General features: G+C 46.3%; 22 protein-coding genes. 19 read left to right on the forward strand and 3 right to left on the reverse strand.

Annotation, left to right across the window (positions count from 1 at the left end; all coding sequences use genetic code 11):
• Positions 1–246: 246 nt before the first annotated feature.
• From EIH25_RS02010 to hydF, 4 genes are read left to right on the forward strand one after another with little or no spacing between them, the layout of a single operon-like run.
• Positions 247–516 carry a TM1266 family iron-only hydrogenase system putative regulator gene (locus EIH25_RS02010; RefSeq protein WP_124098252.1) on the forward strand — a complete coding sequence of 90 codons (270 nt, stop codon included), beginning with the start codon at positions 247–249 and terminating at the stop codon, positions 514–516.
• A 10-nt stretch (positions 517–526) separates the two neighbouring features.
• A complete protein-coding gene (gene hydE, locus EIH25_RS02015) occupies positions 527–1,567 on the forward strand; it encodes a [FeFe] hydrogenase H-cluster radical SAM maturase HydE (protein WP_243113066.1) in 1,041 nt (346 codons plus the stop codon).
• A 20-nt stretch (positions 1,568–1,587) separates the two neighbouring features.
• Positions 1,588–3,036: a [FeFe] hydrogenase H-cluster radical SAM maturase HydG gene (gene hydG, locus EIH25_RS02020; protein WP_124098254.1), complete on the forward strand. Its 1,449-nt coding sequence runs from the start codon at positions 1,588–1,590 to the stop codon at positions 3,034–3,036.
• A gap of 40 nt (positions 3,037–3,076) precedes the next feature.
• Entirely contained in the window at positions 3,077–4,279 is a 1,203-nt protein-coding gene (gene hydF / locus EIH25_RS02025; RefSeq protein WP_124098255.1) for a [FeFe] hydrogenase H-cluster maturation GTPase HydF, read from the forward strand.
• A 221-nt stretch (positions 4,280–4,500) separates the two neighbouring features.
• Here the strand turns inward: hydF and EIH25_RS02030 are convergent, their stop codons facing one another.
• Complete coding sequence (locus tag EIH25_RS02030; RefSeq protein WP_124098256.1) at positions 4,501–5,223, reverse strand: GntR family transcriptional regulator; 723 nt, start codon at positions 5,221–5,223, stop codon at positions 4,501–4,503.
• 335 nt (positions 5,224–5,558) lie between these two features.
• Between EIH25_RS02030 and treP the strand changes: the two genes are divergently transcribed.
• The 3 genes from treP to EIH25_RS02045 are packed head-to-tail and all read left to right on the forward strand — an operon-like array spanning position 5,559 to position 9,458.
• On the forward strand, positions 5,559–7,502 hold the full coding sequence (treP, locus tag EIH25_RS02035; protein WP_124098257.1) for a PTS system trehalose-specific EIIBC component: 1,944 nt from the start codon (positions 5,559–5,561) through the stop codon (positions 7,500–7,502).
• Positions 7,503–7,515: 13 nt separating this feature from the next.
• Positions 7,516–9,162 carry an alpha,alpha-phosphotrehalase gene (treC, locus tag EIH25_RS02040; RefSeq protein ID WP_124098258.1) on the forward strand — a complete coding sequence of 549 codons (1,647 nt, stop codon included), beginning with the start codon at positions 7,516–7,518 and terminating at the stop codon, positions 9,160–9,162.
• Positions 9,163–9,200: 38 nt separating this feature from the next.
• Positions 9,201–9,458 (forward strand): HPr family phosphocarrier protein, encoded by a 258-nt coding sequence (locus tag EIH25_RS02045; protein WP_124098259.1) that lies wholly within the window; start codon positions 9,201–9,203, stop codon positions 9,456–9,458.
• Between the two features lie 236 nt (positions 9,459–9,694).
• On the opposite strand, the gene EIH25_RS02050 is transcribed toward EIH25_RS02045, so the two are convergent.
• Complete coding sequence (locus tag EIH25_RS02050; protein WP_124098260.1) at positions 9,695–10,588, reverse strand: LysR family transcriptional regulator; 894 nt, start codon at positions 10,586–10,588, stop codon at positions 9,695–9,697.
• A gap of 170 nt (positions 10,589–10,758) precedes the next feature.
• Between EIH25_RS02050 and EIH25_RS02055 the strand changes: the two genes are divergently transcribed.
• The 11 genes from EIH25_RS02055 (at position 10,759) to ispF (ending at position 22,877) form a co-directional block, all read left to right on the forward strand.
• Positions 10,759–11,247: a MarR family winged helix-turn-helix transcriptional regulator gene (locus EIH25_RS02055; RefSeq protein ID WP_124098261.1), complete on the forward strand. Its 489-nt coding sequence runs from the start codon at positions 10,759–10,761 to the stop codon at positions 11,245–11,247.
• Positions 11,213–12,949 (forward strand): ABC transporter ATP-binding protein, encoded by a 1,737-nt coding sequence (locus tag EIH25_RS02060; RefSeq protein ID WP_124098262.1) that lies wholly within the window; start codon positions 11,213–11,215, stop codon positions 12,947–12,949. The genes EIH25_RS02055 and EIH25_RS02060 overlap by 35 nt, the downstream gene beginning before the upstream one ends.
• Positions 12,950–12,967: 18 nt before the next feature.
• Positions 12,968–14,878 (forward strand): ABC transporter ATP-binding protein, encoded by a 1,911-nt coding sequence (locus EIH25_RS02065; protein WP_124098263.1) that lies wholly within the window; start codon positions 12,968–12,970, stop codon positions 14,876–14,878.
• A gap of 145 nt (positions 14,879–15,023) precedes the next feature.
• On the forward strand, positions 15,024–15,203 hold the full coding sequence (locus EIH25_RS02070; protein ID WP_124098264.1) for a hypothetical protein: 180 nt from the start codon (positions 15,024–15,026) through the stop codon (positions 15,201–15,203).
• A 199-nt stretch (positions 15,204–15,402) separates the two neighbouring features.
• Positions 15,403–16,725 (forward strand): family 43 glycosylhydrolase, encoded by a 1,323-nt coding sequence (locus EIH25_RS02075; RefSeq protein WP_124098265.1) that lies wholly within the window; start codon positions 15,403–15,405, stop codon positions 16,723–16,725.
• A 421-nt stretch (positions 16,726–17,146) separates the two neighbouring features.
• Complete coding sequence (locus tag EIH25_RS02080) at positions 17,147–17,830, forward strand: response regulator transcription factor (protein ID WP_124098266.1); 684 nt, start codon at positions 17,147–17,149, stop codon at positions 17,828–17,830.
• Between the two features lie 210 nt (positions 17,831–18,040).
• Positions 18,041–18,997 (forward strand): L-lactate dehydrogenase, encoded by a 957-nt coding sequence (locus EIH25_RS02085; RefSeq protein WP_124098267.1) that lies wholly within the window; start codon positions 18,041–18,043, stop codon positions 18,995–18,997.
• Positions 18,998–19,124: 127 nt separating this feature from the next.
• Positions 19,125–20,297, forward strand: a complete 1,173-nt coding sequence (locus EIH25_RS02090; RefSeq protein WP_124098268.1) for an NADP-dependent malic enzyme — start codon at positions 19,125–19,127, stop codon at positions 20,295–20,297.
• 294 nt (positions 20,298–20,591) lie between these two features.
• The gene (locus EIH25_RS02095; RefSeq protein ID WP_347561930.1) at positions 20,592–21,260 is read left to right on the forward strand and encodes an HAD family phosphatase; all 669 of its coding nucleotides are present in this window, start codon (positions 20,592–20,594) and stop codon (positions 21,258–21,260) included.
• The gene (locus EIH25_RS02100) at positions 21,260–22,375 is read left to right on the forward strand and encodes a bifunctional chorismate mutase/prephenate dehydratase (protein WP_124098270.1); all 1,116 of its coding nucleotides are present in this window, start codon (positions 21,260–21,262) and stop codon (positions 22,373–22,375) included. Before EIH25_RS02095 ends, EIH25_RS02100 begins: the two co-directional genes overlap by 1 nt.
• Before the next feature lie 22 nt (positions 22,376–22,397).
• Entirely contained in the window at positions 22,398–22,877 is a 480-nt protein-coding gene (gene ispF, locus EIH25_RS02105) for a 2-C-methyl-D-erythritol 2,4-cyclodiphosphate synthase (protein WP_124098271.1), read from the forward strand.
• A 111-nt stretch (positions 22,878–22,988) separates the two neighbouring features.
• On the opposite strand, the gene EIH25_RS02110 is transcribed toward ispF, so the two are convergent.
• Positions 22,989–23,540 carry a hypothetical protein gene (locus tag EIH25_RS02110; protein WP_124098272.1) on the reverse strand — a complete coding sequence of 184 codons (552 nt, stop codon included), beginning with the start codon at positions 23,538–23,540 and terminating at the stop codon, positions 22,989–22,991.
• Positions 23,541–23,698: 158 nt separating this feature from the next.
• On the opposite strand from EIH25_RS02110, the gene EIH25_RS02115 reads away from it, so the two are divergent.
• Entirely contained in the window at positions 23,699–24,427 is a 729-nt protein-coding gene (locus tag EIH25_RS02115; RefSeq protein ID WP_124098273.1) for an SDR family NAD(P)-dependent oxidoreductase, read from the forward strand.
• Positions 24,428–24,460: the final 33 nt, after the last annotated feature.

Raw genomic sequence — 24,460 nt, forward strand, 5'->3', positions numbered from 1 at the left:
ACAAAGCCGTAAGGCGCGCTTTATGCTGTATTGCCATTGACATTGTAAAAAAAGTGTAGTATACTAAACTTACGGCAAGGGGGAAGAGCTTCTGACCCCGAGCCTTGGATTTTATCTTACCGAAAGATATGTTCTGACGGAAAAGGCTTGAAAAAATGACGTTTGGCGCGGCTGTCTGACTAGGCGGTCTGCATTGTTATGCCCCTGCCTTTTTCGGCGGGGATTTTTGTTTTAAGAAGGGCTGATATGAATAGGATCGCGTTGATCGGAATAATGGTCGAGGACCAGTCTGCTGCCGGCAGAATAAACGAGGTGCTGCACCAGTACGGGAAATATATTATCGGGAGAATGGGTATTCCTCACGCTAAGGAAAATTTAAGCGTCATAAGCGTTGTGCTGGACGCTCCCGAGGACATAATCAGCGCCGTTTCGGGAAAGCTCGGAATGATAAGGGGAGTATCCACTAAAACGATCTATTCCAGAGCCGGGGAAATAAGGGGGAATAGTTATCAGTAAAAGCTTTTCTTTGATTGACAGGCTCTACGGCGGAGGAGAGCTCAGCCGTGAGGAATATGCCTATCTTATCAGAAACCGCGGCGACGATTCCGCGCGGTATCTTTTTTCGCTTGCCGCAAAAGCAAGAGAGCGGTATTACGGAAATAAGATATATATCAGAGGTCTTATTGAATTTACAAATTACTGCAAAAACGATTGCTTTTACTGCGGGATACGCCGTTCCAATAAAAACGCCGACCGCTACCGCCTGGAAGTGTCCGAAATTCTGGACTGCTGTAAGGAGGGCTTTGAGCTTGGCTTCAGAACCTTTGTGCTTCAAGGGGGGGAGGACGGTTATTTTAACGATGAAAGGCTCTGCCGTATCGTTCGGGAGATAAAAAGGCTTTGTCCCGGCTGCGCGGTTACCCTGTCTGTCGGTGAGAAAAGCCGCGGCAGCTATCAGGCGTATTTTGACGCCGGGGCGGACAGGTATCTTCTGCGTCATGAAACCGCCGATGTCCGGCATTACGAAAAGCTTCACCCAAAGGAGCTTTCGGCTGAAAACCGTCTGAGGTGTCTGCATGACCTAAAAGAAATAGGTTATCAGGTGGGGACGGGATTTATGGTCGGTTCCCCTTATCAGACTGCTGATGAGCTTGCAATGGATATGATGTTCATAAAAGCCTTTCAGCCTCATATGGTTGGAATAGGTCCCTTTGTTCCGCACCATGATACTCCGTTCGGGAATGAAAAAGCGGGAACGCTTGAACTTACGCTGTTTATGCTGGGGCTTGTAAGGCTTACGCTGCCGGCGGCGCTGCTGCCCGCCACTACCGCTCTGGGGACGATAGACCCTGAGGGAAGGGAAAAGGGAGTGCTTGCCGGAGCTAATGTTGTAATGCCTAATCTTTCTCCTCCAAGCGTAAGAAAGAAGTATCAGCTGTATGATAACAAGATATGCACCGGCTGTGAGTCGGCGCAGAGCGTTGACGATCTGAGAAAAAGAATGTCGCGGATCGGTTACGACGTCGTCGTTGACAGAGGCGACGCGGTATCAATATCAAAAAATTAATATAAGAAAGAAGAATGGATATGTACGACCCTAAATCTTTGAAAGCGGAAGAATTCATCAATCATGAGGAAATACTTGAAACGCTTGATTATGCGGAGAAAAACAAGCATAACCGCGAGCTGATCGAGGAGATACTTGACAAGGCAAGACCGAGAAGAACGTCGAAAGGTATTGAATGCGCGGGGCTTTCACACAGGGAGGCCAGCGTACTGCTTGCCTGCGATATTCCCGAGATGACAGAGAAAATGTATAGTCTGGCAAGGGAAATCAAGCAGGCTTTCTACGGAAACAGAATAGTTATGTTCGCTCCGCTGTATCTTTCAAACTACTGTGTGAACAAGTGCGTGTACTGTCCCTATCATTATCAGAACAAAAGCATTCCTCGAAAGAAGCTTACTCAGGAGGAGGTAGCGAGGGAGGTCGTCGCTTTGCAGGATATGGGTCACAAGCGTCTTGCCATCGAGGCTGGAGAGGATCCCGTCAACAATCCCATTGAGTATATTCTGGAATGTATAAATACCATTTATTCTATCAAGCATAAGAACGGAGCAATACGCAGAGTAAACGTAAACATTGCAGCGACTACCGTTGAAAATTACAGAAAGCTGAAAGAAGCGGGCATAGGAACCTACATATTGTTTCAGGAAACGTATCATAAGAAAAGCTATGAAACGCTTCATCCCGCAGGCCCCAAGCACAACTATGCTTATCATACGGAGGCGATGGACAGAGCTATGGACGGCGGTATCGACGACGTAGGCTTAGGCGTTCTTTTCGGTCTGGAGCTTTATAAGTATGAATTTGCCGGATTGCTTATGCACGCCGAGCACCTTGAGGCAGTTCACGGAGTAGGCCCTCATACTATCAGCGTTCCCAGAGTTAAGCACGCGGACGATATTGATCCGGATGTTTTCGACAACAGCATTGACGACGAAACTTTCGCCAAGATAATCGCCTGCATCAGGATAGCTGTTCCTTATACTGGAATGATCATTTCCACAAGAGAAAATGAAACCTGCCGCGACAAGGTACTGAGTCTTGGTATTTCTCAGATTTCCGGCGGCTCGAGAACTTCCGTAGGCGGCTATGCGGGCTACGCTCCCGATGAAAGACCTCATGATACGGAGCAGTTTGACGTTTCCGACCAGCGTTCTCTCGACGAGGTCGTAAAGTGGCTGATGGATCTTGGTTATATTCCGTCCTTCTGCACTGCCTGCTACAGAGAGGGAAGAACCGGCGATAGGTTTATGAGCCTGTGTAAAACGGGTCAGATACAGAACTGCTGTCACCCCAACGCTCTGATGACCCTGAAGGAGTATCTGGAGGATTACGCCTCGCCGGAAACAAAGGCGGTAGGAGAGAAGCTTATCGCTGAGGAGCTTAAAAAGATACCTAACGAGAAGGCAAGAAAGCTTGCAGCTGAGTATATAGAAAGTATTCATCTTGGCAGAAGAGATTTCAGATTCTGATCTGTTATCGGCGCATTGAAATTCAAGGAGGAAACATACTATGAGTCTGAATACAACTCCGTCGGCGGACAGAGTGCATATAGGTATTTTCGGAAGAAGAAACGCCGGTAAATCCAGCGTTATAAATGCCGTGACCGGACAAAAGCTGTCTATTGTTTCCGACGTTCCGGGAACTACGACCGATCCGGTATCAAAGACAATGGAGCTGCTTCCGCTTGGCCCTGTGGTAATTATCGACACGCCCGGGCTTGACGATGAAGGAGAGCTGGGAAAGCTCAGGGTTCAGAAGGCGTTGCAGGCTGTCAACAAGACGGACATTGCGGTTGTTGTCATAGACGGCAGTCAGGGCAGGACTCAGGCCGATGAAACGATAATAAAACGGATTCGTGATAAAGGAATACCTTATATCGTCGTTTACAATAAATCGGATCTGAGGGTTCCCGATATGCTTTGCGAAGACGAGATCGCGGTCAGCGCGGTAACGGGCGCAAATATATATGAGCTTAAGGAGCGTATAGCTAAGCTTGTTCCGCGGAAGACCCATGAGTTTCCTGTAATTGCCGACAAGGTTGAAAAAGGCGATTTTGTTGTGCTTGTAGTCCCGATAGACTCGGCGGCGCCTAAAGGCAGGCTTATTCTTCCTCAGCAGCAGGTGATAAGAGAGCTGCTGGAATGCGGCTGCACCTCTGTAGTATGCCGTGAGCATGAGTTATCCGGCGTCCTGCGTGATTTAGGCAAAAAGCCCAGGTATGTCGTTACGGACTCACAAGCCTTTGCCAAGGTTTCAGAGGACACTCCGAAGGACATATGCCTTACCTCGTTTTCAATATTATTCTCGCGCCATAAAGGCAATCTTGAGGTTCAGGCAAAGGGAGCGGTTAAGATAGACGGTCTTAAAGACGGAGATACAGTGCTTATCTCTGAGGGCTGTACTCATCACCGTCAGTGTGAGGATATTGGTACGGTAAAGCTGCCTGGCTGGATCAGAAAGCATACGGGTAAAAATATCAGCTTTGAGTTCACCAGCGGAACCGAATTTCCTCTTGAGCTTTCAAAATACAGTCTGATAATTCACTGCGGAGGCTGTATGCTTAACGAACGGGAGATGAAATACCGGATAAAATGCGCGTGCGACGCCGGAGTACCTATTACAAATTACGGTACGGCTATAGCGCATATGAACGGAATTCTGAAACGGAGCCTTGAGATATTCCCCGAAATTTCAAACAAGGTGTTTGATTAAACGTCCGCCGTTTGTATCGCTCAGAGAAAAATAAGGAATGATGTACGGTAATAATAAATATCAGAGCGTGCTTACATGATTCTGAAAACGCAGAATTATGTAGGCACGCTCTTTTGCAGCGCCCCGCCTCGGCGGGCTTTTTTGTTTTTCCGTGCAAAATATCTTTTTCTTTGTATTTGCTGAAAGCAGACCGTCCGACGTATCTGCAAGCAATCGCTGCCTCAGCCGCCTCGGTGTGAAATTTCATGGAATTCAAAATACTTCGGACTGTGACGTGACTGCGTAAACTCAAACATTACGCCGTCGCTGTTATATGTGGAATTGTTTACCGCGGCAACGCAGTTGCATCCGTCAAGCTGCAGATATTTTTCATCATGCTCTGTGATTGGATCTACCCTTATGATACGTTTTGTCGTGGTAATGACAACTCCCAGCGTTTTTTCCAGATAAGCATAGATCGAGCCCTGCGCCAGTTCTTCAGTAAGACCGACGGCAACGTCCTTGCGAAAATAATTGTGATCGACAATCAGGGGAACGCCCTCAATATATCGCAATCTTTGGATATAATATATATCGCAGCCGATCGGAAATCCGGTCCGCCGGTTTATATGGTCGTCTGTTCTCAGCTCGGAAAACAAAAGAATTTTTGTCTGATAATTCAGCTTGTTTCTGGCGGAAGCCTCGGTAAAGGACTCGATCTTATTCAATGAAAATATAGAATGTTTTTCGGCCTCGTATATAACTACGACTCCCTTTCCGTGCACAGACTGCACCAATCCTTCTGATGAAAGCAGTTCTATCGCTCTGCGCACAGTGTTTCTGGAGCATTGAAATTCAGCTGTCAGCGCCGCTTCTGAAGGCATCAGCTGCCGGCAGGCATATGTTCCGTCTTGGATTCTGTCCTGAAGAATCCGGTAAATTGTGTCATATTTGCTCTTCGGCATAAATATCTTTTCCTCGTATAATATATATTTATGGGTAATTTAAAGAGAACCCATATGAAAACTCTGACCATTTGGATAATAAATCTTTACTGTGTTCAAACTTGTCTATACAAGTTCAATAAAATTATAGCAGATACTTTGTGCTTTGTCAACAAATTTTTCCGGGTCATAAAAAAAGGCTTGACAAACTTGTTTAAACAAGTTATAATATAGTCAATGAAGAAGGAGCCGGACGGATCAGATACTGAAATTGACTGACGGTATGTCAGCGCCAAAAAGGGCTTTCAGCGTTTCTGATACAAAATTAGGTTAGATTGAAAGGACGGTTGATTCATATGGGAAAATACCAGAAGGACGCGGCTATGCTGCTGGACCTTGTCGGCGGGACCCGAAATATCAAAGCGGTGACGCATTGTATGACTCGTATGCGGTTTGTGCTGGCAGACGCTAAGCTTGCGGATACAAAAGCAATAGAAGAGCTGTCTGCTGTAAAAGGAACCTTTACGCAGGCGGGACAGTTTCAGGTGATCATCGGAAACGATGTGTCGGAATTCTACAAGGAATTCACCGCGGGCGCAGGTATTGAAGGCGTAAATAAGGAAGCCGCGAAAGAAGCGGCAAAGAGCAACCAGAGCTTGCTGCAGCGGATAATGAGCAATCTCGGCGAAATTTTTGCGCCTATTATTCCGGCGCTTATCTGCGGCGGTTTGATTCTGGGCTTCAGGAATATTATCGGCGAGATCAATTTTTTTGAAAACGGGACAAAAAGCCTTGCTGATATTTCACAGTTCTGGGCGGGGCTGTACAGCTTTTTGTGGCTGATCGGAGAAGCGGTATTCCATCTGCTTCCTGTAGGGATCGTCTGGTCAATTACCAAGAAAATGGGGACCACTCAGATTCTGGGTATAATTCTTGGACTGACCTTGATATCTCCGCAGCTGCTTAACGGATTTTCCGTAGCGCAGACGAACGCGTCTGATATTCCGGTATGGGATTTCGGATTTGCGCAGGTGCAGATGATCGGATATCAGGGACAGGTTATTTCCGCTATTCTGGCAGGCTTTGTACTGGTTTATCTTGAGAAGCTTTTCAGAAAAATATGTCCCGATGTAATAAGCATGATCGTCGTGCCGTTCTGTTCTCTTGTGCCGGCGGTTATAATAGCCCATACGGTAGTTGGACCCATCGGCTGGAAGATCGGCGACGGAATCGCAAATGTGGTTTACAACGGCCTGACATCGAATTACGGCGTGATTTTCGCGGGAGTATTCGGACTTTTGTATGCACCTGTCGTAATGACCGGGCTTCATCACATGACGAACGCGATTGACACTACGCTGTCAACAATGTACGGCGGAACGATCTTATGGCCTATGATCGCGCTGAGCAATATCGCGCAGGGCTCCGCAGTGCTGGCAATGGCGGTGCTTCAGCGAAAGAATAATCAGGCAAAGCAGATCAATATACCGGCGCTCATCTCCTGCTATCTTGGAGTTACAGAGCCGGCGCTGTTCGGTGTCAACTTAAAATACGGATTTCCGCTTTTCTGCGGTATGATCGGCTCTGCGGCGGCGGCAATGGTATCTGTCGGCTTCGGCGTTCAGGCTTTCAGTATCGGCGTAGGCGGAATACCCGGGATCCTTTCGATAAAGACAGAATTCTGGAGCATTTTCCTTCTTTGTATGGCTATTTCCATTATCGTTCCTTTTGTGCTTACGTTTATCGTCGGAAAAAAGAAGCTTGCCGCGGAAGCCATAGGATCACAGCAGTCTGAAACGGAATCAGCCGCGGCGCCGGAAAGTCAGAAAGAGCCGGAGGAAGCGACGAATTCGGTTTACGCTCCGGTTTCAGGAAAGGTGATCCCGATTTCTGAGGTACCTGACGATGTGTTTTCGCAGAAAATACTAGGCGACGGTATAGCGGTAGAGCCGCAGGGCAATGTTATCACAGCCCCCTGCGACGCGGAGGTGAGCGTGGTGATGGAAGACAGCAATCATGCCTGCGGTCTGAAATTGTCAAACGATATGGAGATCCTGATCCATGTCGGGATAAATACCGTGGATATGAACGGCGACGGCTTTACGATGTTTGTTTCAGTCGGCGACCATGTGAAAAAGGGCGACAAGCTGATTGAATTTTCACCTGAAAAAATCAGGGCTGCCGGACATCCTACTACAACGGTGATCTGCGTGACCGAGGAAGGCTCCGCGCAGCAGATACAGTTCTCCTCCGGAATGGATTGCATTGCGGGAGAAACCAAACTGATAGCCTGGGAATAAGCGGAGGTATTGCATGAATTTCAAAAATGTTACGGTTTATCAGATATATCCGAAATCCTTTTATGACGGTAACAACGACGGTATCGGCGACCTGCCCGGTATTACGCGGAAGCTGGACTATATTCGCGGCCTTGGAGCCGACTATATCTGGATAACGCCGTTTTTCCGCTCGCCGCAGCGGGATAACGGATACGATATATCAGATTATCGGCAGATCGAGCCGATGTACGGCACAATGGCGGATTTTGACGCTCTTATAAAAAAAGCGGAATCGCTTGGTATCGGCGTTATGCTGGATATGGTGTTCAATCACACGTCCACGGAGCATGAGTGGTTTCAAAAGGCGCTGAAAGGCGATCCGCGCTATCTGGACTATTATATTTTCCGCGACGGAAGTCCGGATGAGCCGCCTACAAACTGGCAGTCAAAATTCGGCGGCAGCGCATGGGAATATGTTCCGCACCTGAAAAAATGGTATCTTCACCTTTTTGATAAAACGCAGGCGGATCTGAACTGGGAGAATCCTGAGGTGCGCGGTCAGCTGAAAGATGTTATACGGTTCTGGAAAAGCAGGGGCGTAAAAGGATTTCGATTCGATGTAATAAATCTTATCTCAAAGCCCGCTGTTCTGGAAAACGACCTGACGGGCGACGGCAGACGTTTTTATACGGACGGGCCAAAGGTGCATGAATATCTTAAAGAGCTGCACCGTGAAGCCGGACTGGACGATGTTCTGACGGTAGGCGAAATGTCCTCTACTTCTCTGGAAAACTGCATTGGCTATACAAGCCCGCGGGAGAAGGAGCTTAATATGTCCTTTAGCTTTCATCATCTTAAGGTTGATTACCGAAACGGAGATAAATGGGAGCTTCAGCCGGTAGATTACCGTAAGCTGAAGGATATTCTGGAGACATGGCAGCTTGGAATGCAGACGCACGGCGGTTGGAACGCTTTGTTCTGGTGCAATCACGATCAGCCGAGAACGGTATCGCGTTTCGGCGATGACGGCGCTTACTGGAAGGAGTCGGCTAAAATGCTGGCGACGCTGATGTATCTCATGCGGGGAACGCCGTATATATATCAGGGCGAGGAGCTGGGAATGAAAAACGCCGGATTTGACAGCGTGGGTCAGTACCGCGATGTGGAAAGCCGCAACTATTATAACATTCTGACGCAGAAGGGACTGTCTGATAAAGACGCGCTGGAGATACTTTCCCAGCGGTCCAGAGATAACGGCAGAACGCCGATGCAGTGGACGGACAGCCGATACGCTGGATTCTCTGAAAACGAACCGTGGATCGGACTTTCAGAGGATTCCAAGGGTATATGCGCGGAGCGGCAGCAGAACGAAAAGGATTCGGTATTTGCTTATTTTAAGTCGCTGATTGAGCTGCGGAAAAACGAACCTCTGATTGGAGAAGGAAACATTGAGTTTTTATATTCTGAGAGGGAGGATATTTTCTGCTATCGCCGCAGTCTCGGAAATCGGGAGATGATCGTTCTTTGCAATCTGACGCCGGAAACTGTTTACGGAGATTTTGCAAAGCTGCTGACAGGAATGTCGGGACGTCTTGGAAATTATCCCGACATCAGCGTGCAGACAGACGGCAGACTCCGCCCGTATGAGGCGGTCGTATATCAATACAAAGCCGCTTTTTGATTAAAGCGGCGGAATAAAATTTCAGGAGGTATTTTTTTATGAAAACATTCAATTACACGATTAAGGACGAAATAGGAATCCACGCAAGGCCGGCAGGACAGCTTGCAAAGCTTGCCAAGGAATTTTCAAGCGTAGTTACCGTTGAAAAAGACGGCAAGTCGGTTAATGCTACAAAGCTTATGATGCTTATGGGAATGAACATCAAGTGCGGCGATACGGTTACTGTAAATGTTGAGGGCGAGGACGAGGATACGGCGGCTGAAAAGATAAAGGCTTTCTTTGAAGAAACGCTGTGATTCGGAGGGATATGAAGCCTTCAAAAGAGCATATGCTGTTTCGACGAGAAAACGGCAGATGTTTTGAACATATGGCATATGGGCGGAAATTTTAGTGCAGGCGGTCTGCGGCTGCATAATTTAAGTAAAATAAAAAAACGGTCTGTTTACAGGCAATGCCTGAAAATGACCGCACTGCGTTTTTGTACGAGAGCGTGTTCGCATAAAGCTGAACACGCTCTGATTGCTGTATAAAGCTATGCGCGCTGACTGCCGGGGGAATGTATTTCCAAGGCGGAGGAAATAAAGCCTTTGAGAACGGGATTTCCATGAGCGGTTTTATAGAATAATCCGAAAGAAGCCGGTTTCGTATCGGTGACAGGAATAAAACTAAGTTCGGGATCGCGCATATTCGGCAGCTTGGGAAAAAGCATAAATCCGGTTCCGGATTTTACCATAGCAATACCTGTTTCATAGCTGTCGCAGTAATAAATACTGTCAGCGGAATTGTTAGTAACGATCCGGCTTTGATTTTTAAAAACAATGTTGGAGCATTTATGTCTTTCTATAAGAATCGCTTTCCCGGAAATCTTATTTACGTCGACCGATGAAAGAGATGCCAAGGGATAATCTTTTGAGCATATGCACATTATAGGACATCGGCAGAGCTCGGTGTAAACGCTGCTGTTTTCATCTTCCGGCTTTTCGGTAAAAGCCATCATGACCTGAATTTTTTCGTCAGACAGCATATTGTCAAGAGATCTGAAGGGTACGACATGGATCGACGGCAGCAGGCGCGGGTATATCTCCGACAGCTTTTTCAGTATCGGCGGAAGCATATCAAGCTCTGCCTGATTATGACAGCCGATCCCGATCCTGACCGGTTTTTCGGCTCTTGAGCGTGTCAGGCGTTCTCTGCTTGTCATAGCTATTTTCATTATCGCTTCCGCGTCGGAAATAAACTGTATTCCCTCGCGCGTAAGACTTACGCTTTTGCTTGTGCGCGTAAAAAGCTTCACTCCTAGCTCGTCCTCCAATGAATTTATCTGGTGGCTTACCGCCGGCTGGGTTATATTTATTGATTCAGCTGCCTTGGAAAAATTAAGATGCTCTACAACTGCAAGAAAACATTCAAGCTGCACAGTATTCACAAAAATACATCCTTTCCCTTTTGTTGAATATGAACAAATAAAATTAAATAATTATTAACTATAAAACTTTCTTATTGATTATAACATATTTGAATTTCACTTTCAAGTAAAAATGTTGTATTATTTATAAAGATAAATGTTAGCTTTGAATCAGTAAGGAGGTTAATAGTTTGTGTGATAACAAAAAAGAATCTATTCTGAAGAATTCAAAATTCATTCACCTAAAGATCGAAAGCACGATAAACAGCCTGATGGCAGATAAGGGGATTACCGCCGCTCAGAGCCATGTTCTGATGTATATTCTGGATCATCAGAGTAATGATGTATGTTCAACGGACATACACAAGTATCTGAATATATCCAGAGCTACGGTTTCCGGGCTTATAAAAAAGCTGAGAGTCAACGGGTATCTTACTTATGAAAGCTGCGGCTGTGACGAAAGACAGAAAAATATAGCCGTGACTGCCAAGGCGCTTGCTCTGCGCGAGGATATAGAAAGCTGTATGAAGTGGATTGAAAACTGCGTATTTTTCGATTTTTCCGAAAGCGAGCTTGAAATTATGGATAGGCTTCAGAGAAAAATGATTGACAGCACAGCAAAAATAACCGGAGGAGGAAATATTAATGAGAGAAATTATCGCTCAGATAAAACAGTATAAGAAAGCCTCTTTTTTAACTCCGCTGTTTTCGGCGCTGGAGGTATTCATGGAGGTCCTTCTGCCTTTTATAATGGCGAAGATAATTGACGAGGGAATCGAAAAGAGCAATATGTCAAACGTTTACCTTTACGGAGGATTGATGATAGTTGCCGCAATGATAAGCCTTATGGCGGGAATACTTGCCGGAAAATATGCTGCCGAGGCGTCGACAGGAGTTGCCTGCAACCTGAGAGAAGCAATTTACAGGAGAATACAGAAATATTCCTTTTCAAACATTGATAAATACAGTACTGCCGGACTGGTAACAAGAATGACTACAGACGTTACCAACGTTCAGAACGCCTATCAGATGGTTATAAGGATCGCTGTGCGCGCTCCGCTTATGCTTATATGCAGCATGGCGATGTGCTTTTTCATCAGTCTGAAAATGAGCCTTATTTTCCTGGCGGCTATCGTATTTCTCGCGGTTATACTGCTGCTCATTATGCTGAGAGCTATGAAGATATTCAACGTCGCTTTCAGAAAATACGACGACTTAAACGCAAGCGTTCAGGAAAATGTTTCGGCTGTCAGAGTGGTAAAGGCATATGTAAGAGAGGATTACGAGAAGCAGAAATTCGGCAAAGCTTCCGGAAATCTTTATAAGCTGTTTTCAAAAGCTGAAAGTATCCTGGCGTTTAACAACCCGGCGATGATGACGGCGGTTTACGGCTGTATCATGCTTATCAGCTGGTTCGGAGCAAAGCTTGTGGTTTCGGGAGATATGGGAACAGGAGAGCTGACCTCGCTTTTTACTTATGTAACCAGCGCGATGATGTCGCTGATGATGCTGTCCATGATCTTCGTTATGATAACCATGAGCAGCGCCAGCATAAAGCGTATTGCGGAGGTTTTAAGAGAAAAGCCGGAGCTTCACAACTGCGAGGAGCCTAAAACCGATATGAAAGACGGCTCGGTGGACTTCAATCACGTTTTCTTTTCCTATAAGCACAGTGAGGGCAAGGAGGTTCTTTCCGATATAGATTTACATATAAGCTCGGGAGAAACTATAGGAATAATCGGTTCAACCGGCTGCGGAAAAACCAGCCTTGTAAATCTTATCAGCAGACTGTACGATGTTGATACGGGCTCGGTATGCGTCGGAGGCAGGGACGTAAGGGAGTACGATATGGAGTATCTGAGAAATCAGGTTTCGGTCGTTCTTCAGAAAAACGTGCTGTTTTCCGGAACAATATTTGAGAATCTGAGATGGGGAAATGAAAACGCTTCCGACGAGGAATGTATTGAGGCGTGCAGAGCAGCCTGCGCGGACGATTTTATTGAAAGCTTTCCCGATAAATACAATACCTATATAGAGCAGGGAGGAACAAACGTATCCGGAGGACAGAAGCAAAGACTTTGTATCGCCAGAGCTTTGCTGAAAAAACCTAAGGTATTGATTCTTGACGATTCTACCAGCGCGGTGGATACCGCGACCGACGCCAAGATCAGGGCGGCGTTTGCCAGACATATTCCGGGAACTACAAAGTTTATTATTGCTCAGCGAATATCCAGCGTTCAGGACGCGGACAGGATCATAGTGCTTGACGGCGGAAAGGTAAACGGCTTCGGAAGCCATGAGGAGCTGCTTGAAACCAATGAAATTTACCGTGAAATCTACGAGTCCCAGATAAAGGGCGGCGGAGATTTTGACCAGCCGTAGGAAAGGAGGAAGCGTATAATGGATATGAAAAAGGCAAGGGCAATGGGCAGACAGCCGATGCAGAAGGGTCAGCTCAAGGTTCTGGGACGGGTATTGAAATATATGCTTAAGCATTACGCTTTTCTGTTTACGGTAGTTGTTGTCTGCATACTTGTTCAGGCGGTCACTACCATAAGGGGAATGCTGTTCACCCAGTCTCTGGTTGACGACTATATAGTTCCTATGCTTAAAACTCACGAGCCTGATTTCGGACCGCTTGCAAAGGCGCTCGGACAGCTCGGACTGATTTATCTCATAGGAATCGTCGCGGCTTATTCCTATAACAGAATTATGGTCAATATAGGACAGGGAACGCTCAGAAATTTCAGGGACGATCTGTTTTCAAACATGGAATCTCTTCCTATAAAATATTTTGACACTCACCCTCACGGAGATATAATGTCGGTGTACACAAACGATGTTGATACGCTGAGACAGTTTATATGCCAGAGTATTCCGCAGATAATAAATTCGACCGTTACGCTGATTTTGACCTTTGTTTCGATGATAACGCTGAATATTCCGATGACCGTCCTTACTGTGGCGATGGCTTTTGTCATGGTTCGCGTAACCAATAAGCTGTCGCAGAGATCGGGCGTGCATTTCTCGGCGCAGCAGAAGGATCTGGGCGCTGTTGACGGCTTTATCGAGGAAATGCTGGAGGGTCAGAAGGTAGTAAAGGTGTTTTGTCACGAGGATAAAGCCGTTGAGGATTTCGTAAAGCTTAACGACAGATTGAGAAACAGCGCCAATGAGGCTAACAAATATGCGAATATTATGATGCCGGTAAACGCCAACATCGGAAACATAAGCTATGTAATATGCTCGATACTCGGCGCGGTGCTTGCAATAAACGGCTATGCCGGACTTACGCTCGGAATAATTGTAGCGTTTGTAGGACTTAACAAAAACTTCTCGCAGCCTATAACCCAGATAAGCCAGCAGATGTCTTTCGTTGTAATGGCGTCGGCAGGAGCTCAGCGGCTGTTCGCTCTTATGGATGAAACGCCGGAGCAGGACGACGGCTATGTTGAGTTTGTAAACGCTAAGTATAATATGGACGGCGAGCTTGAGGAGTGCGAGGAAAGGACCGGAACGTGGGCTTGGAAGCATCCGCATAAGGCGGACGGCACCGTGACATATACCAGAATGGTGGGCGAAGTCGTATTTGACGGAGTGGATTTCGGCTACAATGACGAAAAAATAGTTCTGCACGATGTAAAGCTTTATGCAAAGCCGGGACAGAAAATCGCTTTCGTAGGCTCTACCGGAGCAGGAAAGACTACAATAACGAACCTTATCAACCGTTTTTATGATATTCAGGACGGAAAGATACGCTACGACGGAATAAACATCACAAAGATCAAAAAGCCTGCCCTCAGAAAAACTCTGGGTATCGTTCTTCAGGATACTCACCTGTTTACCGGAACGGTAATGGAGAATATCCGCTACGGAAATCTTGACGCGACAGACGAGGAGTGTATGGCGGCGGCCAGATTGGCTAACGCGGACGGGTTTATTCAGCGGCTTCCCGACGGATATAATACCGTTCTCACCAGCGACGGCGGAAATCTCAGTCAGGGACAGCGCCAGCTTATCGCTATCGCAAGAGCGGCAGTAGGAGATCCTCCGGTTCTGATACTTGACGAGGCGACCTCTTCAATAGACACCAGAACCGAACAGCTTGTTCAGGCGGGAATGGACGCTCTTATGACAGGCAGAACTACCTTTGTAATAGCTCACCGTCTTTCGACAGTGCGAAATTCCGACTGTATTATGGTTCTTGAGCAGGGACGGATTATCGAGAGAGGAACGCATGACGAGCTTATAGCAAAGAAGGGCAAATACTATCAGCTGTATACCGGAAACTTTTCAGAAGAAACAGCATAAGCCGGAGTCTCCGCATAACCTTATCGGGTTTGCGGAGGCTTTTTTGTTTTTTTGTGAATATACGGAGTAAGAAAGACGTATACTTACGGTATCGGATAATATCCGCCGATTCAGGAAAAACAGTCTAAATAAAGCCGGTGATAAAATGATAATGAAGCTTAAAAACGGAGAAAAAGTAGACATTTTGAACAGAGAGGATTTTATGCTTCATATATTTAATAGTATTTATCCCGCCGCAGACGCGGTAAACGCCTTGTCTGAAAATATAATAACCCGGCAGGATTATTACCGCGTAATGAGAAAATTAAAAGACAGCGGAAAATAAATCAATATACAGCTTCGTTCAGCGTATCCGCGGCTGTCGTTAATAAAAAATTATTGAATACCGCACCGTCCTGTGCTATACTGTAACAAAGCGTCAGGACGGTGCTTTTGTATTGTCCTGACGAGGGAAAATCAAGGCGCTTACCGCACTGCGTTTCGGAGAAAGCGTTAATAATGAAAGTATATTAAGGAGGATTTTTATGCCTAATCCTATTTTGCCGCTGTGGGAATATATTCCCGACGGAGAGCCGAGAGTTTTCGGCGACAGAGTTTATCTCTATGGTTCTCATGACAGAACAGGCTCGGATTCTTTCTGTGATTATAAGCTGAAGGTATGGTCTGCTTCGGTTCAGGATCTGAACAGCTGGCAGTGCCACGGCGACAGCTTTCACAGCAGAAGCGATGCCGATCATGAATCGGATACCGCGGAGTGGACGGATCGCGAGCTTTACGCTCCCGACGTTGTCTGTAAGGACGGAAAATACTATCTGTATGCCTATATCGTCGGTTCCAGAGGCTGCGTCGGAGTAAGCGACAGACCGGAGGGACCGTTCAAACTTCTTTCAAAATATAAATATGACGAAAGCGACGCGGGCGACGAGGGTATATTCAACGACGCCGGAGTCCTGGTGGACGACGACGGAAGAGTATATATTTATTACGGCTTTGAAAGATCGCATATGAATGAGATTAATGCCGGCAATATGTTTGAGATAGTAAAAGGCTCGTACAAGCCTGACGTTATACCTGCCGGAAATAACGACGATGACTTTTTCGAGGCAAGCTCGCCCAGAAAGATAGACGGAAGATACTATCTTATTTATTCACCGAAAAAGGGAAGCAGGCTTTTTTACGCAATTGCCGACAATCCCTATGGACCGTTTAAAAGAATGGGGTACATAATTGACAACGGTAAGGATTATCCCGGGGGGAATAACCACGGTTCGCTCTGCTGTATCAACGGTCAGTGGTATATTTTCTATCACAGAATGACAAACGGAACGATAATGTCCCGCAGAGCCTGCGCGGAAAGAATAGAAATATCACCCGACGGAACGATAGAGCCGGTTGAAATGACCTCTCTTGGCTTTGAAGCTTCGCTTGATCCGTATAAGGTAACTCCGGCGGAAATAGCCTGCGTTCTGAAGGGCGGCTGTTTTATTACGGAAAAAAACAGCTTTTCAAGACCTGTTACCAATATAAAGACCGGCTCGGTTATCGGGTACAGGTATTTTGATTTCGGAGATGACTTTTCGGGAACAACTATGGAGCTATGCCTTAACGTAAGCGGCTGCGGCTGCAGCAGTACGGTTCATGTTCTTATAGACGACTATGAAAACGGCGAGGAAATAGGCGTTTGCCGTGTAGGTATGCACGACGGTGAATACAAGGGACGTATCAAATGCGTTACCGGAAGACACGCGGTATTTTTCAAAGTTGAACACGATTATTCAGGTTGGTTTGTCGACGCCTTTAAGGAAAGGAATCTGTTTGATCTTAACGAGTTTGTTTTCAGAAAGTAGCTGCTGTAAAACTTTACTTTCCGCTGCTTATTAATAATAAAAACACTACTTTATATCCTTATGACGCTGTACGGCGGAATAAGGATATTTTTTTACGATCAGACTAAATTTTACAGCTGATATGATTAATTATTGGAATGTTTATATAAATTCATTATAAATAGGTCGTATATATTAACTGAAAGTGTTAAAAAAGTGCTTTACAATAAGCTTATTTTATGATATTATAGTCGTAAGACAGTTACAATTTCTACATATTTGTTACTTACCCGGCTAAAATGGACAAAAATTATAGCGATACAAATTTATGTATCCGACTGTCCGGCGGAATGAACTTCGATGCAGGATTTGTAAAAGCCGCAGAATTTATGCAGAATAGTGCATGGTGAAAAATGCGCCTGATCAAAAGGAGGAAGAGCTAATGGTTAAGACGGTACTGATAATAGACGATGATAAAAGTATTCAGAAATTTTTAAGCATGGCGCTGATTAAAGACGGTTACAGGGTTTTAACGTCAGAAAACGGTATAGACGGTATTTCAACTTTTTATAATAATATGGCCGATATGGTTCTTCTTGACCTGGAGCTTCCGGATTTTGACGGTATCAAGGTACTTGACGCTCTGAGAGAGTCAACCGATATCCCTATTATTATAATCTCAGAACGTGATACTGAGGATGAAAAGATCCTGGCTCTGGACAGCGGTGCGGACGATTACATAGTGAAGCCCTTCGGCGCAGGCGAGGTTATGGCAAGGATAAGGGCGGCATTCAGGCGGTATACTCCTAAGGAAAGTCCTGAAAAGGAGTTCAGTCTTGATTACCTGACAGTAGATTTCAGCCGGCGTCAGGTGTTTGTTCATGGAAAAGAGGTTCATTTTACTCCTTTGGAATATAAAATTCTGTGTATTATGATCGAATACAGAGGAAAGGTCATGACCCATAAGAACATACAGGATAAGGTGTGGAACACTCCTACGACCGACGGCTATCAGACCATCAGGGTTTTGGTTGCCAATATCAGACGTAAAATAGAAAAGCGCGGCGGCAAGCCGAGATTTATTACAACTGAAATAGGAGTAGGCTACAGGTTTGCGGACAGCTGATATTAAAAAAACAAATATTCTTTTTAATTTGTCCGGCTGAAAACGGTAATATGATATAAATAAAAACACAATCAAAAATTTATATATTGTTAATATTAAAATAATAATACTTCTACTTGAACATTTAGCTGTTTTGTGTTATTATAGTATAAGGAATCGCCTTTTGTAAGGCTGATTCTAATTAATTTATAAATATCAGGAGGAATTAGTTTGAATAATGCTGTTTCTAAAAGAGGAACCAAGATAACGGTTCTCGGCACAGGCAGCGTGGGGGCTACTATCGCTTATACTCTGGCACTTGAGGGTCTCTGCTCGGAGATACTGCTTGTTGATATTGACGAGAAAAAGGCAGAGGGCGAGGCAATGGATATAAGGCAGGGCAAGGCCTTTTGTCCTGAAACGGATATACGCAGCGGAAAGGCTGAGGATGCCGAGGGCTCCGATATAGTAATCATTACTGTCGGAATTGCAAGAAGACCCGGACAGACCAGAATAGATCTTGCTAAAACCAACGTAGGAATAATAAACAGCGTAATGCCGGATCTTGCTAAGGCTGCGCCGGACGCGGTTTATATTATTGTAAGCAACCCTGTGGACATTCTTACGTATGCCGCGGTAAAATCATCCGGTATCGACCCGCACAGAATAATCGGCTCAGGAACAATGCTTGACTCGTCAAGACTCAGAACCTGTCTTGCTTCTTATATAAACGTAAGCGCGCAGAACGTTCACGGCTACGTTTTGGGCGAGCATGGCGATACGTCGGTTATCCCGTGGTCGCTTGTTTCGGTTGCGGGAATGCCTATCGATGATTTCTGCAGCATTTCACAGCAGGGCGTGCAGATCAAAAGAGAGGAGATCGAGGAGGAGGTTCGTACCGCGGGCGCAAAGGTTATCTCAATGAAGGGCGCTACCTACTATGCTGTTGCAATGTCTGTAAAGCAGCTTTGCGAGGGCATTATACGCGATTCGGGAGCGATCGCCACGGTTTCCTGTCTTACCGAGGGCAGGTACGGAACAAAGGACGTATGCCTGAGTCTGCCGTACGTTATAGGAGCCGGCGGAATAAAAAGAGCGTTCTGTCCGATACTGCTTCCTGAAGAGCAGGAAAAGCTTGTAAAGAGCTCGGAGGCTCTGAGATCTGTAATTGATCAGCTGTCAATTTGATATAAAGGCAGTACAGCACAATGACCGCTTGACGGATCTGCATACGCTTTGCCGGCTCTTACCGCTGCAGTTCGTGCGCAGTCATTGCGCGGTGACGCCTGAATTTATAGAAAGGACTTGAATTGAAATGGATTATGCAAAGGAATCGCTGAAGCTTCACTATGACTGGAAAGGAAAGATAGAGGTGATCTGCCGCGCTCCTCTGGAAACGAGAGACGATCTGTCGCTGGCGTATACTCCGGGAGTAGCTCAGCCGTGTCTGGAAATTCAGAAGGACGTAAATAAAAGCTATGAGCTTACAAGACGTTCTAACCTTGTAGCCGTAGTAACGGACGGAACGGCGGTTTTGGGTCTGGGGGATATCGGACCTGAGGCCGGTATGCCTGTAATGGAGGGCAAATGCGCGCTCTTTAAGGCTTTCGGCGACGTTGACGCAGTGCCGCTCTGCGTTCGCTCAAAGGAGGTTGACGATATTGTAAATACCGTAAAGCTTATTGCGGGCAGCTTCGGCGGAATCAACCTTGAGGATATTTCTGCTCCGAGGTGCTTTGAGATCGAAAGAAAGCTGAAGGAGTGCTGCGATATTCCTATCTTCCACGACGACCAGCACGGAACCGCGGTTGTAACTCTTGCCGCGATGCTTAACGCTCTTAAGCTTACAGGAAAGAAGCTTGACGAGATAAGAGTCGTTACAAGCGGAGCAGGCGCGGCGGGTATCGCAATCATCAAGCTGCTTATCTCAATGGGTCTTAAGGACGTTGTTCTGTGCGACCGTTCCGGCGCTATCTACAAGGGCAGAGAGGGTCTTAACGCCGAGAAGCAGGAAATGGCTGAGATAACGAATAAGGAAATGAGAAAGGGTACTCTTGCAGACGTTCTTAAAGGCGCCGACGTATTTATCGGAGTATCCGCGCCGGGCTGCGTAACTGAGGAAATGGTAAAGAGCATGGCTCCTGATCCGATTCTTTTCCCGATGGCAAATCCTACTCCGGAGATCATGCCGGACCTTGCAAAGAAAGCCGGAGCCGCGGTTGTCGGAACAGGAAGAAGCGATTTCCCCAACCAGATAAACAACGTTCTTGCTTTCCCGGGAATTTTCAGAGGCGCTCTTGACGTAAGAGCCAGCGACATCAACGACGAGATGAAGATCGCGGCGGCAAAGGCTATCGCTTCCTTCGTTACCGACGATAAGCTTTCTGCTGATTACATCATACCTTCGGCTCTTGACAGAAGCGTTGCGGCTGCCGTTGCAGAGGCTGTTGCTCAGGCAGCTAGGGATTCCGGAGTTGCAAGGATTTAAATATTTCTCCTTGTTATCGCCGGACAAATCCGCCGGCTACGCGGTCGGTATAAAAACGCTTGGGTGAAAATATTCCGGGCGTTTACGGAATCAGAGCATTGAATATTGATATTTTGCACAGCTTTCTCCGCCGCGCGGCAGGGAAAGCTGTGTTTTTTATTTTGGCAAGGCTTTTATCACACGTGAAACCGCCGGATTTTTGCTGCCGTCAGAGTAAAGAGCTTTTTAGTCTTGCAATTACGGCGGTTTTGCAGTATAATAATAAGGTAATGTCAGGAACGGAGGATTTTTATAATGCTGAAAGCGGTAATTTTCGATATGGACGGTCTGATGCTGGATACCGAAAGGCTGCTGCAAAGATTCTGGTGCGAGGCGGCAGAATTTTACGGATATAACATGACTCCGGATACAGTGCTGGGAATGCGTTCTCTGTCCTCGCGTTATTCGGAAAAATATCTGAAAAGACGTCTGGGAGAGGATTTTGATTACCGTAAAGTCAGGGCGAAGCGTATCGAGCTGATGAATACATATATAATGCGCAGCGGCGTCGTAAAGAAAAAGGGTCTTGACGAGCTGCTGGATTTTCTCCGGTCTTCGCCTCTGAAAGCCGCGGTATGCACCGCTACAGATTTTGAGCGTACGAAGATGTATCTGGAGAACGCGGGAGTATATGATAAATTTGACGAGTTTATCTGCGGGAATATGGTGGAGAGAGGAAAGCCGGCGCCGGATATTTACGAATATGCCTGCCGCCGCCTTGAGCTTGCTCCTCACGAATGTGCGGCGCTGGAGGATTCGCCCAACGGCGTTATCTCCGCTGCGGTTGCAGGACTAAATACGATAATGATTCCTGATCTTACCGAGCCGTCGGAGGATATAAAGCCGCTTTTGTTTGACTGCTGCGAAAGTCTTGACAAGGTAATAGATGTTTTGAAAAAAGAGCTGAATGAGGGTAGGATATAATGGAGCTTTCTGAAATAAGAAAAGAGATAAACGATGTAGACAGGCAGATAGAGGAGCTTTTTATAAAGCGTATGCGGCTGTGCTTTGACGTGGCTGAATATAAGATAAAAAACGATCTTCCGGTTTTTCAGAGCGGAAGGGAGCAAGAAATACTTGAGCGGGTAAGAAGCGATATGCCCGACGAGCTGAAAAGCTCGGCGGAGGTTCTGTTTACTTCGATCATGGACATTTCAAAATGCAAGCAGTATCAGAAGTTTTTTGCCGACAAAAATAAGATAGAAAGCGAAACGCTGGAGCTTTCGGGGAATCATACGGTTGCCGTTCCCGGAACAAACGGGTCCTATTCGCATATATCGTGCGGCAGGTTTTTTGAGAAATATTCACCGCTTTTTTATGAAAGCTTTGAAGACGTGTTCAAAGCGGTAGAAAACGGAGCCGCGGAGTTCGGAGTTCTGCCTATTGCAAATTCCACCGCCGGATCGGTAGGGCAGACCTACGAGCTGCTGAAAGAATACGATCTTAAAATATGCGCTTCCGCAAAGGTTAGGATAAACCACTGTCTGGCAGTTAAAAAAGGCACTGATATAAACGAAGTGAAAACGGTATATTCTCATGAGCAGGGGCTTTTTCAGTGTTCGGGATTTATACGCAGCATGGGCTTCAAAACAAGCGCGTATTCAAATACCGCTCTTGCCGCCGCTTTCATTAAATCGTCGGAGGAGCCTTACGGGGCTATATGCTCCGAGCAGTGCGCTGAGGAAATGGGACTTGAAATAATCAGGAGGGATATAGCCGACGCCTGTGAAAACTATACAAAATTTATTCTGGTTTCAAAAAAGACGCTTGTCGCGGCAAACGCGAATATCATTTCAGTTTCGCTTGCGCTGCCTCATATATCGTCGGCTTTGTACAGGCTTCTGACCAAGTTTTCGGTAGCCGGGCTCAATCTGCTGATGATAGAGAGCCGTCCGATTGCGAATACCGATTTCGATGCGGTATTTTATCTTGATTTTGAAGGCTCGGTAAATTCTCCCGACGTTGCAAAGCTTCTGAACGAGCTGGAATCAGAGCTGTCGTATTTTAAGTTCCTGGGCAATTATATTGCAATAGACTGATGTTGAAAGGCTGTGAGTTTGTATGTTCAGAATAGGACACGGGTATGACGTACACAGGCTGGCGCAAGGCAGAAGGCTTATTCTCGGCGGAGTGGATATACCGTATGAAAAGGGACTGCTTGGTCATTCGGACGCCGATGTTCTGGTTCACGCGGTAATGGATTCTCTGCTGGGCGCAGCGGCTTTAGGGGACATAGGCAAGCTTTTTCCCGATAACGATCCCGCGTATAAGGACGCCGACAGCTTAAAGCTTCTTGAAAAGGTATGCGATGAAGTTATGGCTCGGGGATACATAATATCGAATATAGATTCAACGATTGCCGCGCAGGCTCCCAGGCTTGCTCCGTTTATTATGAAAATGCGGGAGAATATAGCGTCCTCCTGCGGTATGGATATTTCTCAGGTATCGGTCAAGGCGACGACTGAGGAGCGTCTGGGCTTTACGGGCGAGGGTCTTGGCATATCCGCGACGGCGGTGTGTCTGCTGGAGAAAAAGCGCTGATGTTAAAGCGAACAGGCTGAAATAAATGTAAAACCGCGCAGAGGGCCGCTGTACCGTTTTATTAGGTACAGCAGCCCTCTGCTGATTAATGTATGAAAGTATGTTGTTGGCTTATTTATTCTTATACATAACCTTTGTTTTCAGATCGACCTGATCGTAGCCCCATTTAAAGGACAGCCACGACGACAGAGGATAAAACAGCGGAAGAACTGCAAACAGTATAAACGCCGAAGGGTTCATCTGATTTATGTCGGCGGTGTGAGCCGCAAGGTCGATAACAGGAAAGAAGCAGGCGTTAAGCAGCTTGAACGCAGGCAGGAAATTTCCGATTATTCCGGCTTTTGAAAGCGCAAGCAGAGCCAGGGTTATATAACTTGGTATCATGGCAAACAAACCGATAGTAAGACCAAAGTGACGGCATGGCTTCGCGCCTCTCAGATTTACTTTGCTGCGGGCCTTTTCGCCCTGCTTCAGTCCGTAATCAGCCATAATACAAGCTACCGTAAGTATTCCCACAAGCCCGAAGATAATATTGCCAAGCAGACCGAATGCTGCCGATACCGCCCAGAAGAATATAAAAACCATCAGACCGAAAAGCTCGCATTGCAGAACCTTTACAAATCCGAATAATACAAGTCTTTTTTTATTTATTTCACTTTCCATCTCGCCTTGCTTCCTCGGGAAGCAGCTCCTTTCATAATATTTTTAGTATTATATCACATACGCGTACATATTTCAACTGTATAAAATTAATTTTTTATTGCAATGAAGATTTGCATATGCTATAATAAAATCAGAGTATTAGTGAAATGAGGATTGCTATGAAAACGGCTTTTGTGACCGGCGGCTCCGGCGATATAGGGTCGGAGATATGCCGTATGCTTGCAGGAAAGGGCTATGCCGTGGCTGTCGGATATTGCGCTTCGAGGGAAAGAGCCGAGGCTGTCTGCGAAGATGTAAGAGAATACGGAGTTGCCGCCGCGGCAGTTGAATTTAATGCGGAGGATCTGTTTTCTGTACAAAAAAGCGTACAGAAAGTTTCTGATATGCTTGCCCCGCCGGAAGTGCTGATAAACTGTGCGGGAGTATCAAGAATATGTCTACTCACCGACCTAAGCGACGGCGAGCTTATAAGGATACTGAATATAAATCTTACCGGAGCCATGCTGGCGGTCAAAGCGGCGCTTCCTGAAATGGTAAGGCGCAAAAGAGGAAATATAATCAACGTTTCATCTGTATGGGGAGAAGCAGGGGCGTCCTGCGAAGCTGTATATTCCGCCGCAAAGGCCGGACTTATCGGCTTTACGAAAGCCCTTGCCAAGGAAATAGCGCCAAGCGGCATAAACGTAAACTGCATAAGCGCCGGAATGATAGACACAAAAATGAACGGCTGCCTTTCGGAAAGCGAGATCGGCGATATAGTCGCGCAGATACCTGCCGGAAGAATGGGAACGCCGGCGGATATTGCAAACGCGGCTGAGTTCCTCATATCGGATAAGTCTAGCTATATAAACGGTCAGGTGATCCGCTGCGACGGCGCGTGGCTTTGATTTCTTACTGGATTTTATGCATTAACAACAAAA

It is taken from the genome of Ruminococcus sp. Marseille-P6503, from assembly GCF_900604945.1.
In the GTDB taxonomy this organism is placed as follows: domain Bacteria; phylum Bacillota; class Clostridia; order Oscillospirales; family Ruminococcaceae; genus FB2012.